The organism is Paenibacillus sp. J22R67, assembly GCF_059692175.1.
Map to the genome: position 1 here is coordinate 183621 of NZ_JCAUAX010000007.1, position 16498 is coordinate 200118.

At 46.9% G+C, this 16498-nt stretch carries 15 protein-coding genes; 11 read left to right on the forward strand and 4 right to left on the reverse strand.

The window, feature by feature from the left end; all coding sequences use genetic code 11:
* Positions 1-416: 416 nt before the first annotated feature.
* The 4 genes from hisS (at position 417) to AC58VC_RS25060 (ending at position 6283) form a co-directional block, all read left to right on the forward strand.
* A complete protein-coding gene (gene hisS, locus AC58VC_RS25045) occupies positions 417-1682 on the forward strand; it encodes a histidine--tRNA ligase (protein ID WP_497372429.1) in 1266 nt (421 codons plus the stop codon).
* A 44-nt stretch (positions 1683-1726) separates the two neighbouring features.
* Positions 1727-3505: an aspartate--tRNA ligase gene (aspS, locus tag AC58VC_RS25050; protein ID WP_497372431.1), complete on the forward strand. Its 1779-nt coding sequence runs from the start codon at positions 1727-1729 to the stop codon at positions 3503-3505.
* A 25-nt stretch (positions 3506-3530) separates the two neighbouring features.
* Entirely contained in the window at positions 3531-4283 is a 753-nt protein-coding gene (locus AC58VC_RS25055; RefSeq protein WP_497372433.1) for a tRNA threonylcarbamoyladenosine dehydratase, read from the forward strand.
* A gap of 680 nt (positions 4284-4963) precedes the next feature.
* A complete protein-coding gene (locus tag AC58VC_RS25060; protein WP_497372435.1) occupies positions 4964-6283 on the forward strand; it encodes a replication-associated recombination protein A in 1320 nt (439 codons plus the stop codon).
* Here AC58VC_RS25060 and AC58VC_RS25065 read toward each other — a convergent pair.
* From AC58VC_RS25065 to mnmA, 3 genes are all read right to left on the reverse strand, one after another.
* Positions 6278-6652, reverse strand: a complete 375-nt coding sequence (locus AC58VC_RS25065) for a DUF3889 domain-containing protein (protein WP_497372437.1) — start codon at positions 6650-6652, stop codon at positions 6278-6280. The two genes, AC58VC_RS25060 and AC58VC_RS25065, sit on opposite strands and share 6 nt — an antisense overlap.
* Before the next feature lie 144 nt (positions 6653-6796).
* The gene (locus AC58VC_RS25070; protein ID WP_497372438.1) at positions 6797-7480 is read right to left on the reverse strand and encodes an AlkZ-related protein; all 684 of its coding nucleotides are present in this window, start codon (positions 7478-7480) and stop codon (positions 6797-6799) included.
* A 51-nt stretch (positions 7481-7531) separates the two neighbouring features.
* Positions 7532-8620 carry a tRNA 2-thiouridine(34) synthase MnmA gene (gene mnmA / locus AC58VC_RS25075; RefSeq protein WP_497372440.1) on the reverse strand — a complete coding sequence of 363 codons (1089 nt, stop codon included), beginning with the start codon at positions 8618-8620 and terminating at the stop codon, positions 7532-7534.
* Positions 8621-9020: 400 nt separating this feature from the next.
* Here mnmA and cymR point away from each other — a divergent pair, with 400 nt between their 5' ends.
* The 5 genes from cymR to AC58VC_RS25100 all read left to right on the forward strand — a co-directional run bounded on the left by cymR (position 9021) and on the right by AC58VC_RS25100 (position 12579).
* On the forward strand, positions 9021-9440 hold the full coding sequence (cymR, locus tag AC58VC_RS25080; protein ID WP_477499454.1) for a cysteine metabolism transcriptional regulator CymR: 420 nt from the start codon (positions 9021-9023) through the stop codon (positions 9438-9440).
* Positions 9441-9449: 9 nt separating this feature from the next.
* Complete coding sequence (locus tag AC58VC_RS25085) at positions 9450-10598, forward strand: cysteine desulfurase family protein (protein WP_497372442.1); 1149 nt, start codon at positions 9450-9452, stop codon at positions 10596-10598.
* 28 nt (positions 10599-10626) lie between these two features.
* A complete protein-coding gene (locus AC58VC_RS25090) occupies positions 10627-11148 on the forward strand; it encodes a PRC-barrel domain-containing protein (RefSeq protein WP_497372444.1) in 522 nt (173 codons plus the stop codon).
* Positions 11149-11158: 10 nt separating this feature from the next.
* Entirely contained in the window at positions 11159-11359 is a 201-nt protein-coding gene (locus tag AC58VC_RS25095; RefSeq protein ID WP_477499452.1) for a YrzR-like zinc ribbon domain, read from the forward strand.
* 149 nt (positions 11360-11508) lie between these two features.
* A complete protein-coding gene (locus tag AC58VC_RS25100; RefSeq protein WP_497372770.1) occupies positions 11509-12579 on the forward strand; it encodes an AI-2E family transporter in 1071 nt (356 codons plus the stop codon).
* Positions 12580-12812: 233 nt separating this feature from the next.
* Here the strand turns inward: AC58VC_RS25100 and AC58VC_RS25105 are convergent, their stop codons facing one another.
* Positions 12813-13037, reverse strand: a complete 225-nt coding sequence (locus AC58VC_RS25105; protein WP_497372446.1) for a DUF3951 domain-containing protein — start codon at positions 13035-13037, stop codon at positions 12813-12815.
* A gap of 457 nt (positions 13038-13494) precedes the next feature.
* On the opposite strand from AC58VC_RS25105, the gene alaS reads away from it, so the two are divergent.
* Both alaS and AC58VC_RS25115 read left to right on the forward strand, forming a co-directional pair.
* Positions 13495-16122 (forward strand): alanine--tRNA ligase, encoded by a 2628-nt coding sequence (gene alaS, locus AC58VC_RS25110; protein WP_497372448.1) that lies wholly within the window; start codon positions 13495-13497, stop codon positions 16120-16122.
* A gap of 113 nt (positions 16123-16235) precedes the next feature.
* The gene (locus AC58VC_RS25115; RefSeq protein ID WP_028555746.1) at positions 16236-16496 is read left to right on the forward strand and encodes an IreB family regulatory phosphoprotein; all 261 of its coding nucleotides are present in this window, start codon (positions 16236-16238) and stop codon (positions 16494-16496) included.
* Positions 16497-16498: the final 2 nt, after the last annotated feature.

Genomic DNA, 16498 nt, shown 5'->3' on the forward strand with positions numbered 1-16498 from the left:
CAAGTGGACGTATATCTCTTGACTTTACTTCTGCCAATGTTTACAATAAACAATAATTCAATACCTTTGTGATCCGTTGAAGGGATAAAGTATTTCGCCCCCACATTATCAGAGAAGGAAGTCCAGGCTGCGAGCTTCCTATGATGAGCGAACGAAAAGACCTCCCCGAGGACCTGCTGGGAACGACATGTCGACTTATATCGACCGTCTAGTAGCGGCTAGTGCGTATTCGCGGGCGTTAACCGTAAAGAGCAGATTTCTGTTAAATGTACCTATGGTGCGAGAACAGACGATCTGAATGTGGGTGGTACCACGGGTGAATTTGTTAATCAAATCTCTCGTCCCTGACAAACGTCGGGGGTGGGGGATTTTTTTGTTATATAACCAAGATCGACAGATAAAGGGAGGTTGAATACATGAGCATTCAAAAGCCAAAAGGCACGCAGGACCTGCTTCCTGGCGAAGTGGAGAAGTGGCAGTACCTGGAAAGTAAAGCAAGAGACTTATGTCAACGATTTAACTACAAAGAAATCCGTTCGCCAATTTTCGAAAGTACGGAGCTTTTCTCCAGAGGTGTCGGAGAAACGACGGATATTGTCGAGAAAGAAATGTACACATTTGTGGATAAAGGCGATCGTAGTATGACCTTGCGTCCAGAAGGGACTGCCGGCGTTGTTAGGGCTTATGTAGAAAATAAGCTATATGGAGTGCCAGATTTGACAAAGTTGTTCTATGTGGGACCGATGTTTCGCTATGAACAGCCGCAAGCAGGAAGATACCGTCAGTTCCACCAGTTCGGGATTGAAGCTTTCGGATCCGTTGATCCAAGCATCGATGCAGAGGTCATTGCGCTGGGGTACACTTTTTACAAGGAAATTGGCTTAAGAGAAGTAACCGTTGAAATTAACTCCGTCGGGACACCTTCTGTTAGAACGGTTTACCGCGAGAAGCTGCAGGAATTTTTTGCACCAGTGAAACATTTGCTTTGCAAAGATTGTCAGTCCCGTTATGACCGCAACCCTATGCGGATTCTTGATTGCAAAACCGATCAGAAGTACGGGGAAGGCGCTCCTGAGATTTTGGATTATTTGGACGAAGAATGTTCCACGCACTTCGCGTTGGTTCGAGAGCACTTAACCGCTATGGACATTCCCTATCGAGTTAATCCTCGCCTAGTGCGCGGGCTTGATTATTACACGCACACCGCTTTTGAATACAAAGCAGCTGGCATTGGAGCTATCGATACGATTGGCGGCGGTGGCCGTTACAACGGTCTCGTTGAGCAAATTGGCGGTCATGGCACGGATCAGCCTGGTGTAGGCCTCGGGTTAGGGTTGGAGCGTATTCTGCTTGTGCTGCAGGCGCAAGGCGTTGAGATCCCGAAACCAGAGCCGCTTGATGTATACCTAATCGGGTTAGGCGAGCCTGCTGAGAAGGAAGTCACGAAGCTGCTGCACCAGTTAAGGGTTCAAGGCCTCAAAGCTGAGAAAGACTACCAAGGGCGCAAAATGAAGGCGCAAATGAAATCAGCTGACCGTTTTCAAGCGAAGTATGTAGCGATTCTCGGAGACGATGAATTGGCCCGCGGCGAAATTACGCTGAAGCAAATGGAAACAGGTTCTCAAGTCATTGTAAGTCTAGTGGATCTTGCCTCAAATGCTGCAAAGACACTATTCGAATAGATAGCTTTGAATTATTCAACTACTCATGAGGAGGCAACAACATTATGATGCTCAAAACACATCATTGCGGGCAGCTTACGAAAGCCCAGGTAGGACAGACTGTAATATTAAACGGGTGGGTACAAAGAAGACGTGACTTAGGCGGCGTTCTATTTATTGATCTTCGTGACCGCAGCGGGCTTGTACAGACTGTATTTAACCCGGATTTCTCAGGGGACGCTCTAGCTATTGCTGACCGTGCACGCAACGAATATGTGCTTGCAGTAAAAGGGAAAATCGTAGAACGTGATGCGGAAACAATTAATAAAAACATCCCAACTGGTGAGATCGAAATTCAAGTAACGGAAATCGAAATCATGAACGCAGCCAAAACACCTCCTTTCTTCATTGAAGACGGTGTAGATGTGGATGAAGCCGTTCGTTTGAAATACCGCTATTTGGACCTTCGTCGTCCAGAAATGCAAAGAACGTTAATGCTTCGCTCGAAAGCGTCCAAAATTTTCCGTAATTTCTTGGATGACCAAGGATTTGTGGAAGTGGAAACACCGATTTTGACGAAAAGCACACCGGAAGGCGCTCGCGATTACTTGGTGCCAAGCCGTGTTCACCCAGGTGAATTTTTCGCGCTGCCGCAATCTCCACAAATTTTCAAACAGCTGTTGATGGTTAGTGGTTTGGAGCGTTACTACCAAATCGCACGTTGTTTCCGCGATGAAGACCTTCGTGCAGACCGTCAACCGGAATTTACACAAGTCGACATTGAGACTTCATTCTTAGCACAAGATCAGCTGCTCGATATTTTGGAAGAACTTGTCGTTAACTTGATGAGAGAAACTGCACAAGTCGAAATTCCGCGTCCTTTCCAACGTATTACGCATGCGGATGCGATGGCGAAATATGGTTCAGACAAACCGGATCTGCGTTTCGGCCTAGAGCTTGAAGATGTATCGGATATCGTTCAAACTTCCGGCGTTCAAGTATTTGCGAATGTAGTTAAAGGCGGAGGCCAAGTTAAAGCGCTGAATGCCAAAGGTTGCGGTACTTGGAGTCGTAAAGAGATCGACGACCTGCTGCCATTCGCGGCGCGTTACGGGGCCAAAGGTTTAGCTTGGATTCAAGTGAAAGACGGCGAATTCAAAGGGCCTATCGTGAAATTCTTTAACGAAGCTGAAATTGCTGCTTTAACAGAGCGTCTTGGTGCTGAAGAGGGAGATCTACTTCTTTTCTCCGCGGATAAAAAGAAAGTCGTCGCCGACGTTCTAGGCAACCTTCGCCTGAAAATCGGTCGTCAACTTGGACTTATCGACGATTCCAAGTTCAAGTACGCATGGGTTGTAGATTTCCCGCTGCTTGGATACGACGAAGAAGCGAAACGTTATGTCGCAGAACATCATCCGTTCACGCGTCCTAATGAAGACGACATTCATTTCTTTGACACGGACCCAGGTCAAATTCGCGCTCAAGCGTATGACTTAGTTTTGAACGGTTATGAAGTAGGCGGCGGTTCCATGCGTATTTACCAACGTGACGTGCAAGAAAAAATGTTCGGAGCACTTGGTTTCTCCAAAGAAGAAGCAACAGAGAAATTCGGCTTCTTGCTAGAAGCGTTCGAATATGGAACGCCTCCACACGGTGGTTTCGCATTCGGCTTCGACCGTTTGGTGATGTTGATTACAGGCCGTACGAACTTGAGAGAAACAATTGCATTCCCGAAAACAGCGAGCGCAACTGACCTGTTAATGGATGCACCGGGAACTGTAGATGACAAACAGCTTGATCAGCTGTCGATTCGTTTAGCGCTTAAGCAGCCTGCTAAAGCCTAAGAACATTGAAAGAGGACGTGTTTCTATGCTTCACCAATTTTCGCGGACTGAACTAGCCATTGGCCCTGAGGGCCTAGACGTTATGAAAAACAGCACCGTTGTCGTTCTAGGTATCGGCGGTGTGGGCGCAATTGCTGCTGAAGCGTTGGCTCGTACAGGGATCGGACGGCTTATTCTGATCGACAAGGACGTTGTCGACATCACGAATATTAACCGTCAGATCCATGCCCTTACAACGACCGTAGGGCAGCCTAAAGCTGATCTGATGCGCGACCGCATCAAATTGATTAATCCGGAATGCGATGTTATCTCGATGCGGATGTTTTATACAGAGGAAACCTATGAGGAAGTGTTCGCTCATCACATCGATTACGTGGTTGATGCAAGTGACACCATTTCCTATAAAATTCATCTGATCAAGCAATGCCTGGAGCGGAAAATTCCGATCATCTCCAGCATGGGCGCCGCTAACAAAATGGACCCTTCGCAGTTTAGAGTGGCAGATATCTCCAAAACGAGCATGGATCCTGTTGCTCGGGTCGTGCGCCAGAAACTGCGCAAAGAAGGCATCAAAAAAGGCGTTAAAGTCGTCTTCTCAACCGAAGAGCCGATGAAACCGCGTGAAGACGTTACGCAACAAATCGTACCAGCGAATGCACCAGAAATTCGTAAAGCGAAGCAGCCTCCGGCGAGCAACGCTTTCGTTCCACCGGTGGCAGGATTGATCATGGTGGGCGAGGCCGTGAAAGATCTACTGGAGATTGGTTTGAAGAAATAAGGATGAACGGCCTAGGGGCTGTCGCAGAAGATCAGGAATGATCTTTTGTGGTGGCCCTTTTTGCGTCGTAGGAGGGATAATGGGAACTATAGGGCGCTATTTACGCTGGAATTTGGTGTTATTCCACTTGTAGGGAACTGTGGTCCGCTATATCGCTGATTTTGTTGAAATTCGGTGCTTGGAGCGGATATAAGACCCTGTAGTTCCGTCAGGAGCTGGAAATAGTTAATTTAGCGGAAATAACGTCCTGCAGTTCCCTTTAACCTGACCCCGCACCCGCACCCGCAGTCCGACCCCGCAATCACAACCGGAACTGCAATCGCACTCGCAACCGCAGCCCGACCCCGACCCCGCAACCTCGCCCGCCACCTCGCCCGCCACTATTTGTTGCATTTTGTACATCAAATATGTGTAATCCGACCCTAAACCGCTCAGATCCTGCAAAATATGCAGCAAATTCCAAAGAGATTTCTCGATTCCAAACAATTTGCAATTAATTACTGTAGAAAATACAGTAACCTATCTCGAAATATCCTTTTCGCATCAAACTTACTGTACAAAATACAGTTTCCAATCGTGCCCATGCCAAACAGCCATCAACTTACAAGACATGACAGTCTACTCCATGAGGGGTATAATGGAAAATGTCTATTTAAACCCAAAGCAAAGGAATAACCAATATGGACTTGTTTACATATGCCTCATCGCAAGAACCGACTGGCAAGCTGCTCGCCGACCGAATGCGACCTACTACGCTGGATGAGTATATCGGCCAGGAGCAGATTGTCGGCAAAGGCAAGCTGCTGCGCAGAGCCATTGAAGCCGATCAGGTGAGCTCTATCCTGCTCTATGGTCCACCGGGCACAGGGAAAACCACCCTGGCTAACATCATCGCGAACAAGACAAAGGGAGAGTTCATGAAGCTGAACGCTGTCGATGCCTCGGTCAAGGATGTGCGAGAGATTATTGAGCTCGCTAAGACCAACAAAGCGATGTACGGCCGCAAGACGATCCTGTTCCTGGACGAGGTGCATCGCTTCAACACCTCGCGGCAGGATGCGCTGCTGCCTGCCGTAGAGCAGGGCATCCTCATCTTCATCGGGGCGACCACAGAGAACCCGTTTCACCATGTGAACGGGGCTCTGCTGTCGCGCTCGACGCTGTTTCAGCTCGAGCCCCTCACGGCGGAGCATGCGCTCATCGCCATGCGAAGAGCCATCGCCGATCCCGATAAGGGGCTCGGCTTCATGCACCTCCACGTGGACGAGGAGGCGCTGGAGCATATTGCGCAGATGGCCGTTGGCGACATCCGCCGCTCTTTGAACGCGCTGGAGCTGGCAGCGCTAACGACCTCACCCGAACCGGATGGTACGGTTCGGATCACGCTTGAAGTGGCGGAGGAGTCAATACGCCGCCCCATCGTGAAAGCGGACGAGTCGACACAGTACGACGTTTTGTCCGCCTTTCACAAGAGCGTGCGCGGCTCCAGCGATGCCGCCCTGTTCTGGTTCTTGTATGCCGTCGAGAAGCTCGGCATGGATCCTATGACGTTCCTGCGGCGGCTTATCGTCGCCAGCAGCGAAGATATCGGCCTGGCCAACCCGCAGGCCATGGTGCAGTCTGTGACAGCCATGGACGCGTACCACAAGATTGGCTGGCCGGAATCGAAGTACGTCATTTCCCAGGCAATTTTATTCGCTGTAGAGAGTCCCAAATCGAATTCGATCCCAATCGCTATTTCTCGAGCGGAACAGTTAATGGACCATGTAAAGTCTGCTGACGTGCCGCTTCATTTGCGTGATACGCACTATAAAGGAGCGGAAAAGCTAGGGCACAAAGGCTATATGTACCCGCATGATTATCCTGGACATTATGTGCAACAGCAGTATTTACCGGACGAAATTAAACGTGAAATCATCTTTGCGGCCAGTGAGCAGGGAACAGAAGATAAGATGAGGCAGAATCAGCACAAAAGAAGAGGGAAGCCTGCAGATCTATAGGATCTGTAAGTTCCCTCTTCTTTCTTGTTCCATTTCAATGGTAAAAAGCTTTTCCGACACGGGATCATACCGTATGGATACGATTAGCGGAAATTCGACACCTTGATGTCTGACCCAGAAGCGAAATTGCTGCTGATCCACCCCTGGAGCTACACGGGAATGTCCCAAATACTTGTAATCTAGTAGTAGGTATACTTTGCCGGCCTCATGAAAAGCGACTCGGCTCCATTTGGCATAGCTTAGGTCAGGTTTTTGAGACGGAGTTGGTTGATGGGCTATAGCTTCTAGGATGTCTGTTTCCATGCTCGCTTGTGCTGTGCTGCACCAACTTAGTCCAAGTAGGAGAAGCACGGCTGAGATTTTCCTCATTCGCTCACACCTTTCGACTTTATGGTTGGCGTAGGCGCGAGGCTGCATACTTGCTGGCACTGAGGTAAATATGGGCACTTTTTGCAGATTGAGGAGACAAAAAAAGAGCCTCATAAGAGGCCCTCTGTTTGGTTTGCCAAATCCCTATAACTTAAAAATCTTCCCAAGGTACTGAACAGCTTTTGAGCTATAACGCTCCTGAATATAGGCTCTGAACTGGCTTTTCGCTTCAGGAGTGGGGGCAGCGTTCACCGCTTGGCCGTGAAGCTCCATCCAATGCAGTGCGGTCATGTAGCAGGTGCTGTTCCAGCCGTTTTTGGTCCCATTGGCATTCAAGCGCTCGCTGATGCCCGCAATCACAATATCCGTTTTGCTTTGCAGTTCAATGAGCGCACGGTCGAATTCACTTTTGGACTCCTTGGCTTTCAATCCAGTAACAGCCCGAAGCTCTTTGACATCGATGCCCTCATTCGCTTCAATAGCTTGGAACAGCTCGACGGCTGATTTGGGAAGCTGCCCGTCTTCATAACGTTCTTCCACGGAATAAGGTTCTTCCAACAAATTTTTCACTAACGGGAAGAGGTCCGCTGAAATTAACAGGGGTTTCTTTGCAAAAAAACGACCATAAGCAGCAAGTCCGTCACCAGGCAGGCGATCCCGCCAAAGCCAAGGATCCGTCTCTAAGCCCGTATGCCATTGTTCTTGTGTTGTTATGGATTCAAGTGAAGGATGATCCGGTATGAAAGATGAGAGAGGCAGAAGGCCGACCTCTTTCACGATTTTTGTAACATCCTCGTACGTAGCTGCCTGCAGAGTCACTTCATTCATTTTGACCAAACGGATCATCCTTCCTTCTTGAACCATCAATTTTACCTGATATTATTTATGAACTTTATCAATTACACCGCCGCCTAAACAAACGTCACCGTCATAGAAAACAACGGATTGTCCAGGCGTTACAGCCTTCTGCGGGCTATCAAATACGACCTCAATCGTTCCATCTTCCATAAAAGTCAGAACAACACCTTGGTCAGGCTGACGATAGCGGAACTTGGCTGTGCAGGTGAAAGAGCCTTGAGGTCTCTTCGGAGAGATCCAGTTTACATCTGTCGCTGTAAGCCCCTTAGAGTAAATTCCTGGGTACTGTTCCCCTTGAACGACCAGAAGCTCATTGGTTTCCAAATTTTTATCCAAGACAAACCAGGGTTCGCCAGAACCTGAACCGCCAATGCCAAGACCTTGTCTTTGGCCTAGCGTATAGTACATGAGACCGTCATGACGTCCTTTTACCTCGCCATTTCGAATATCAACCATATTGCCGGGTTTAGCAGGCAAGTACTGGCTGAGGAATTCTTTGAAATCGCGTTCGCCGATGAAGCAAATACCTGTGCTGTCTTTTTTCTTTGCAGTTGCAAGACCAGCTGCTTCGGCAATTTTACGAACCTCAGGTTTCGGTAGATGACCGATCGGGAACATCGCTTTCGACAGCTGCTGCTGTGTAAGCACGTTGAGGAAGTAAGTTTGATCCTTGCCTGGATCATTGCCCCGCAGGAGCACGTACTCGCCATCTTGTTCTTTCACTTGGGCATAGTGGCCAGTTGCGATATAATCGCCGCCTAAATCTATGACTTTCTGGAGCAATTCGCCGAATTTGATCTCTCTATTGCACATAACATCCGGATTCGGTGTGCGACCTTTGGTGTACTCGTCCAAGAAATAGGCAAATACCTTGTCGTAGTACTGTTTTTCAAAATTAACTGTATAAAAAGGGATGCCGAGCTGATCGCATACTCTGCGGACATCCTCTGCATCTTCTTCGGCTGTGCAATGGCCAAACTCATCTGTATCGTCCCAGTTTTTCATGAAAATGCCGATGACCTCATAACCTTGCTCTTTCAAGAGCAGTGCGGCCACAGAAGAATCGACACCCCCGGACATACCCAGAATGACACGTGTTTTTTTATTCATGGCTTGTGTTCCTCTTTTCCATCCTGTGAGACTTTTTTAGTAGATAAGAAAGTACGTTTTTTACTTTTGCTTCGCTCTACCTTGACAAACGCGCTCGTCCAAAAAGGACGGCGAAGTCGTTTATCCTCGAAACTCTTACTATTATACATCTCTCTAGTTAAAAATTAAAATATTTCATGAGAATGTCATTGTTTTTCCCCCACAGAACAAGGAATTATGATAACATAGATACGATATACGGATGTTTAGGAATGTTTTTGTTAAAAATGGAAACGCTGTTTACCTAGATAGGGACGAGCATGATGTCTGAACGTAGACAAAGCATAAGGTAAACAACTCACAATTTCTCGTAATATCAATTAGCCCCCTTGATGGCATAAATGTTGAATGAGGTGTAATTTTGAAAATTTCCACAAAAGGCCGCTATGGTTTAACGATCATGATGGAGCTGGCCAATCGAGTTGGTGAAGGCCCGACTTCGCTCAAAAGTATTGCCGAAAAGCATCAGCTCTCCGAGCATTATCTCGAGCAGCTTGTTGCTCCTTTGCGTAACGCGGGATTGGTCAAAAGCATTCGTGGAGCGTACGGTGGATATATTCTCTCCAAAGCTGCTGATCAAGTAACAGCTGGTGAAGTGATTCGCGTGTTGGAAGGGCCTATTAGTCCTGTCGACTTTACGGAGGAAGATGATCCGGCGAAGCGCGACTTATGGATTCGTATCCGCGACAGCATTGCGGAAGTGCTTGATTCTACAACGCTTGCGAACCTGATCTCTTTTGAAGACGCAGGCCAGCACGACAACTACATGTTTTATATTTAAAGGTGATTTATGAACCCTATTTATCTTGATCACGCGGCGACCACGCCGGTGCATCCCGACGTTATGGAAGCTATGCTTCCTTTTTATACAGCCTATTTTGGCAATCCTTCCAGCACGCATAGCTTCGGTAGAGCGACGAGAACCGCACTTAACCGGTTTCGTGACGCTATGGCGAAGTCACTTGGCTGTCTGCCTGGCGAGCTTATTTATACGAGCGGCGGGACTGAGAGCAACAATATGGCGATCTTTGGGATCATCCATGCGAACAATAATGGCAAGAAACATATCATTACGACAGAGATTGAGCACCATGCCGTTCTGCATCCCTGTGAGCGGCTGGAGGACCTCGGTTACGAGGTCACTTACCTTCCAGTAGGTCCGACTGGTCTTATTCAAGTCGAAGATGTGGAGTCGGCTATTCGTCCCGATACGGCTCTCATCTCTATCATGTATGTGAATAATGAAATAGGCACGATTCAACCGATTGTAGAAGTAGGTCGGTTAGCACAAAGTCGAAACATTCCTTTTCATGTTGATGCCGTTCAAGCTTTAGGTAAATTACCGCTGAATTTACATGAATTGCCGGTTGATTTGCTAAGCTTATCTGCACATAAAATATATGGTCCTAATGGTGTGGGCGCATTGTATGTGTCCAAGAACACGAAGTTGGTTCCTCATGTGTATGGTGGCGCACAAGAAAGAAAGCGCCGCGCGGGAACAGAGAATGTAGCTGCCATAGCAGGGTTTGCCAAGGCAATTGAGATGATTCTCCCTATGACGGATGCTCTTTATGAGCAAGCTGTAGAGCTTAGGCAGTGCATGATTACTAGCTTGGAGAAGCAACTAGGCCGTGATCAATTTACGATAAATGGACATGCCGAACAACAAGTTCCGCATATTCTGAACATCAGCTTTCCTGGCGTATCCACAGAGACGCTGCTTATGAATCTTGACCTTGAAGATGTGGCTGCAGCCAGCGGTTCTGCCTGCACATCAGGTTCACTTGAAGTGTCTCACGTTCTACAAGCGATGAAACTCCCAGAAAATGTTACAGCCTCTGCCGTTCGATTTAGCTTTGGAATGGGGAATTCTAAAGATCAAATTGAAACAGCTGCCCAGAAAATTGCAACCATTATCAAACGGCTGCGTAATAATTAGTACCGGGTGGTTCTAGGAGGAAAACACCTTGCGCAGAGCGCATGATTTGATCGGACTTCCCGTTCTGACGGTAGATTCCGGTAAACAAATTGGCCAAGTGAAAGATTTGATGATTGACCCTGAATGGAACATACGAGGCATTATTCTAGAAGCAAAGATGTGGTTTTCCTCCTTACGGTACGTACCGTGGGATGGAGTTGTCGCTGCAGGCGAAGATGCCGTTACCATACCGAACGCAAATGTCATAGTCGAGTTTGAGCAGGCAGATGAATGCTATGCTTTTCTGGAAGGAAGCCACCCAATTAAAGGTCTTCCAGTCGTTACAGTCGGCGGAGACAAATTAGGCGTGGTAGAAGATGTTTATTTAACCCAAGATTGGGGTAAACAAATAGTAGGTTATGAATTGTCCGAAGGGTTTATTTCTGATTTAAAGGAAGGGCGTAAATGGCTTCCCATGCCGGATTCGGCAACCAAAGGTGAAGATGCCATTATAGTGCCTGTACATTGCTCTCAGGAAGTAGAAGAACTCTTCGTATCCAAAGAAGAATAGGGTGAGCAAGATGCGTTGTCCAAACTGTAATTCCAAAGATATTGGAAAGATCGGTTCCCATCAATTTTATTGCTGGGGTTGCTTTATCGAACTCAGCGTCAACGGAGAGAAAATGTCCGTGTATCAAGTAGAGGAAGACGGTACGCTAAGTTCTCTGGATGATTTATTTTTTGAAGAAGAAATGCCATTGATCGAAGAACATGCGAATTAATCATAATAGCAAACGAGAGACGTTACTTTTCGGCACAATCTGTGCTTGATAAGTAGCGTTTCTTTGTTTTTGGCCACAAGGTTAATTTGACCAGCATGTACATATACTGTATGAGCGTAGACATATTTAGAATCACTGAGGTGAACGGGATGGATCGTTTTTGGAGAAATCGATGGTTTGTAGGGTTGGTGTACCTGCTTCTGGCACTGGCATGTGTGTATATGCTGCTGCTTATTAAACCTATTTTGCTAAGCTTATTTGCTTTTTTGAAAGCGATATTAGCGCCATTTTTCATCGCGGTGATTATTTCCTACATATTGAACCCGATAGTGAACATGCTGAACCAGCGCAAAGTGCCGAGAACGATTGCCGTACTGCTGATTTATTGTGTCTTTATTTCATCTCTCACTGTCATTATCATGAATATGACCCCCGTATTTATGACTCAAGTCGCGGAGTTGAATGAGCACATGCCGCAGATGGAAATTCGCGCGCAATCCATTGTGGATGGTTTCAACCAAAATCGGCTGCTGCCTGACAGTGTGCGAACAGGCTTTAATCACTCATTGACGAAGTTGGAAAATAGCATTTCCATGGCCATATCGAACTACATGAATCAAATTGGAAGCACGATCAGCATGTTGTTTGTCGCATTTATCGTGCCGTTCGTTGCCTTTTATATGATGAAGGACTTTCAAATCATAGAGAAGACGGCGCTTGCTATCGTACCGAAGGATCATCGTAAGAAAACAGTGAAGCTTCTCATCGATATCGATACTGCGCTTGGGAATTATATTCGTGGACAGCTGCTGGTTTGTGTCATTATTGGAGGGCTCGCCTATTTGGGGTATTGGCTCATTGATATGCCGTACGCGCTCTTGCTCGCTAGCGTTGTGGCGGTTTTCAATATCATTCCCTACCTTGGGCCGTTTTTTGGAGCCGCGCCAGCGATCATTATGGCTTCAACGATTTCGCTAAAAATGGTGCTGTTCGTCGCGCTCGTGAACCTAACCGTCCAAATCCTTGAGGGGAATGTCATTTCGCCGCAGGTGGTGGGTAAAAAGCTGCATATGCATCCGTTGATGATTATCTTTGCCTTATTGGTAGGTGGGGAAGTAGCGGGTATAGTCGGATTAATATTAGCGGTACCCTTCTTCGCGGTCATGAAAGTAATTATTCAGCACGTCTTCTTGCATTATGTTCATAGGCCTACGACTTAGCTGATCCAATGTAGAAGCACAAATAGACGCACAAAACCCCCGTGCATCATGACTTGCGGGATCATGGTACACAGGGGTTTTGCACGAGGGTTGAGGATATTAAAGGGTGTGGCGTACGTAAACCATCGAATGGGCTACGGAATGAATTATACGTTGATTCTTATGTTGCTCTGTTCGATAATGAAAATCATTATCAATGAATTTAGTATATCGACATTGAGAACGATTGTCAACTACGTTTTTAAACCTTTGTCCTTGTCGTCTCCTTGATCATCTTTTTCTTCTTTTTCCTGCTTTTGTTCTTGAAATTCAATGCGGGACTGACCTGTTATATAATCGAAAGGATTATAACGGCTATCCGGAATCTCCTTCTTAATTAGTGTTTTGGCCATGATATAGATCACGAGTACAAAAACAGGTGTAATTAACCCTAACAATGTAAGTGCTGAGAGATCCATAGCATCACTTCCTCGCTAATTTGTTGGGACGATCTTATATTGTACTTACGATGCCCACACCAAACTGGTTCCATGAACATTTATGAATATTGACACGGTTCAGGCATAAAGTTATAATTTGCCTTATCTAGATCTACTGCAAAAGCGTTGATGAAATTGAAGTAAGTCATAGTCCACTGTCAGAGATGAGGTTCCGGAATGCAGCTTTTATCGCGAATCCGGCTGGAAGAACCTCTCGGTGCTAGGATGGCTGAACGCTAATTTCGGAGTGTGGATGAACTCCACCGGATGGACCCGTTACAGATCCGCACAAGGAGATTGCTTGATTTCCTCTACCGCACGCTAGGTGGGAGGGAAACGCAATAACCAGGGTGGTACCGCGATGATTCGTCCCTGTATGTTACAGGGGCGTTTTTTGTTTGTTTTCAAACATTTTAAATATGGAGGCTTGAGAGAGATGAAGGCAAGTGAAATTCGTTCCAAGTGGTTGCAGTTCTTCGCAAGTAAAGGGCATAAAGTAGAGCCCAGCTCTTCGCTTGTTCCGCATAATGATCCGTCTTTGCTGTGGATTAACGCCGGTATTGCGCCTTTAAAGCCTTATTTGGACGGACGGGAAATCCCTGAGAATCCGCGTATTACCAATGCTCAGAAATGTATTCGTACGAACGACATTGAGAATGTCGGGAAAACGCGCCGTCACCATACCTTCTTCGAAATGTTAGGGAACTTCTCTATCGGAGATTACTTTAAGAAAGAAGTCATTCCATGGGCATGGGAATTTTTGACGGATCCACAGTGGATCGGCTTTGATCCGAATCGTATTTCCGTTACTGTGCACGAAGATGATGAAGAAGCTTTTGAGATTTGGCATAACCAAATCGGTATCCCGGAAGAGCGAATCTACAAGCTCAAAGAAGATAATTTCTGGGACATCGGAGAAGGCCCATGTGGTCCGTGTACGGAAATTTTCTATGACCGTGGCGACAAATATGGCGATTTATCCGATCCAGAGTGCTGGCCAGGCGGAGAAAACGAGCGCTTCCTGGAAGTATGGAACCTTGTATTTACACAATTTAACCATAATAAGGACGGCAGTTACACACCGCTTCCTAACAAAAATATTGATACTGGCGCAGGACTGGAGCGCTTTGCTTCGATTCTGCAAGATGTCGACTCCAACTTCGACACGGATCTGTTCAAACCGATTATCGATAAGACCTGTGAACTTACAGGTGTAACGTATCATATGAACGATGATCACGATGTGGCGCTTAAAGTAATCGCCGACCACATTCGTACGGTTGCCTTCTCCGTAGGCGACGGTGTACTTCCTTCTAATGAAGGACGTGGCTATGTCATCCGCCGTTTGCTGCGCCGTGCTGTACGTTATGGGAAAGTGCTTGGTCAAGATAAACCGTTCCTGTACAAACTGGTTGCTACTGTCGCTGAAATCATGGGCGTTTACTACACAGAGGTTGTAGACAAACGCGAGTTTATCGAGAAGGTCATCCGTACCGAAGAAGAGCGGTTCCATGAAACGTTAAGCGATGGTTTGGTCATCCTTGCGGAGATGGTTGAAAAGACGCGCCAAGCGGGTACGAATCAAATCAGTGGACCAGATGCCTTTAAATTATATGATACGTATGGTTTCCCGTTCGATTTGACGGAGGATTTTGCTTCGGAAAAAGGTTTGACGGTTGACCGTGCAGGATTCGACACCTCCATGCAGGAACAGCGTGACCGCGCAAGAGCAGCTAGTCAAAAAGAAGGCGGAATGAAGGTACAAGGCGGCCCGCTGTCTGATTTGACGGTTAAAAGCGAATTTGTTGGTTATAATGAATTGGTAGTTACTGCTATTATTGAAGCAATCGTGCATGAAAATGAACTTGTCGACATCGTAGGTGTAGGCGAGACCTGCCAGGTAATTCTGGACCGCACACCTTTCTATGCAGAAAGCGGCGGTCAGGTGAGCGACTTCGGAACAATCCGTAATGGTCAAGTTACGCTGAAGGTAGAAGATGTCATTAAAGCACCTCATGGACAGCATGTTCACAAAGTTGTAGTGGAGTCTGGTGTTCTACGCAAAGGTGACACGGTAGAAGCTATCGTAGCATCTGCTGAGCGTGGAGATATCATCAAGAATCATACGGCTACACATTTGCTGCATAAAGCACTGAAGGAAGTGCTGGGCTCGCATGTTAACCAAGCAGGGTCCCTGGTAGAACCGGATCGTTTACGCTTCGACTTCTCGCATTTCGGCAGCATTAGCAGCGAAGAATTGCAGGATGTTGAACAGCGCGTGAACCGTCAAATTTGGAATAACATCAATGTTGATATTTCATTGAAACCAATTGCTGATGCAAAAGCGATGGGAGCTATGGCATTGTTCGGCGAGAAATATGGCGATATCGTGCGTGTCGTGCAAGTCGGCGATTACAGCTTAGAGCTGTGCGGTGGCTGTCACGTTCAGAACACGGGTCAAATCGGTCTGTTCAAGATCGTAAGCGAGTCCGGCATCGGATCTGGCGTACGTCGGATCGAAGCTGTTTCTGGCCGCAGCGCATACGTTTACCTTGACGAGCAGCTGCAATTGTTGAAAGAAGCAGCAGGCATGCTCAAGACGAACGTTCAGGACGTTCCTAAACGTGTAGAAGCGGCTCTGCAGCAAGTGAAGGAGCTGGCACGTGAAAACGAATCGCTGCGCGGCAAGCTGGGCCGTATTGAAGCGGGATCGCTAACGGATCAAGTGAAGCAAGTAGCTGGCGTTTCAATGCTGGCTGCCCAAGTAAACGCAGCAGATATGGATTCCCTTCGTAACATTGTCGATGAAATGAAGTCAAAATTAGGCTCCGCTGTTATCGTTCTAGGTGCAGTGGCTGACGACAAAGTCAATTTGGTTGCAGCTGTTACACCGGATCTTGTAGCGAAAGGCTTCCATGCCGGCAAAATTATTAAAGAAGTAGCTACAGCAGTTGGCGGTAGTGGTGGCGGCCGACCAGATATGGCGCAAGCAGGCGGTAAAGACGCTTCCAAGTTGCAAGCTGCACTTTCCGGCGTTGAGGGACTTCTGTCACAATTTGCATAATTATTTTTTTGGGGGACAGGAATTTTTAAACCCATAGAGAATATAAACCAGTATACACGGAACAGTTTTCAAATATTTACAAATGGTATCACAAGGAAAGTGAGGTGCTCCTGATGAGTTCCATGGATAAAACGATGAAATTCAACGTGAAAGCAGAAGAGATTGAGACATCGCCCAAAGATGTGTTATTAGCGGTTTACGATGCTCTTCAGGAAAAAGGGTATAATCCGATCAACCAGATTGTCGGGTACTTGCTTTCCGGAGATCCTGCTTATATTCCACGGCATAATAATGCGCGTAGCCTCATTCGTAAACGGGAACGCGACGAACTGATTGAAGAGTTGGTTCGTGCTTATCTGGGTCAACACAAATAGAA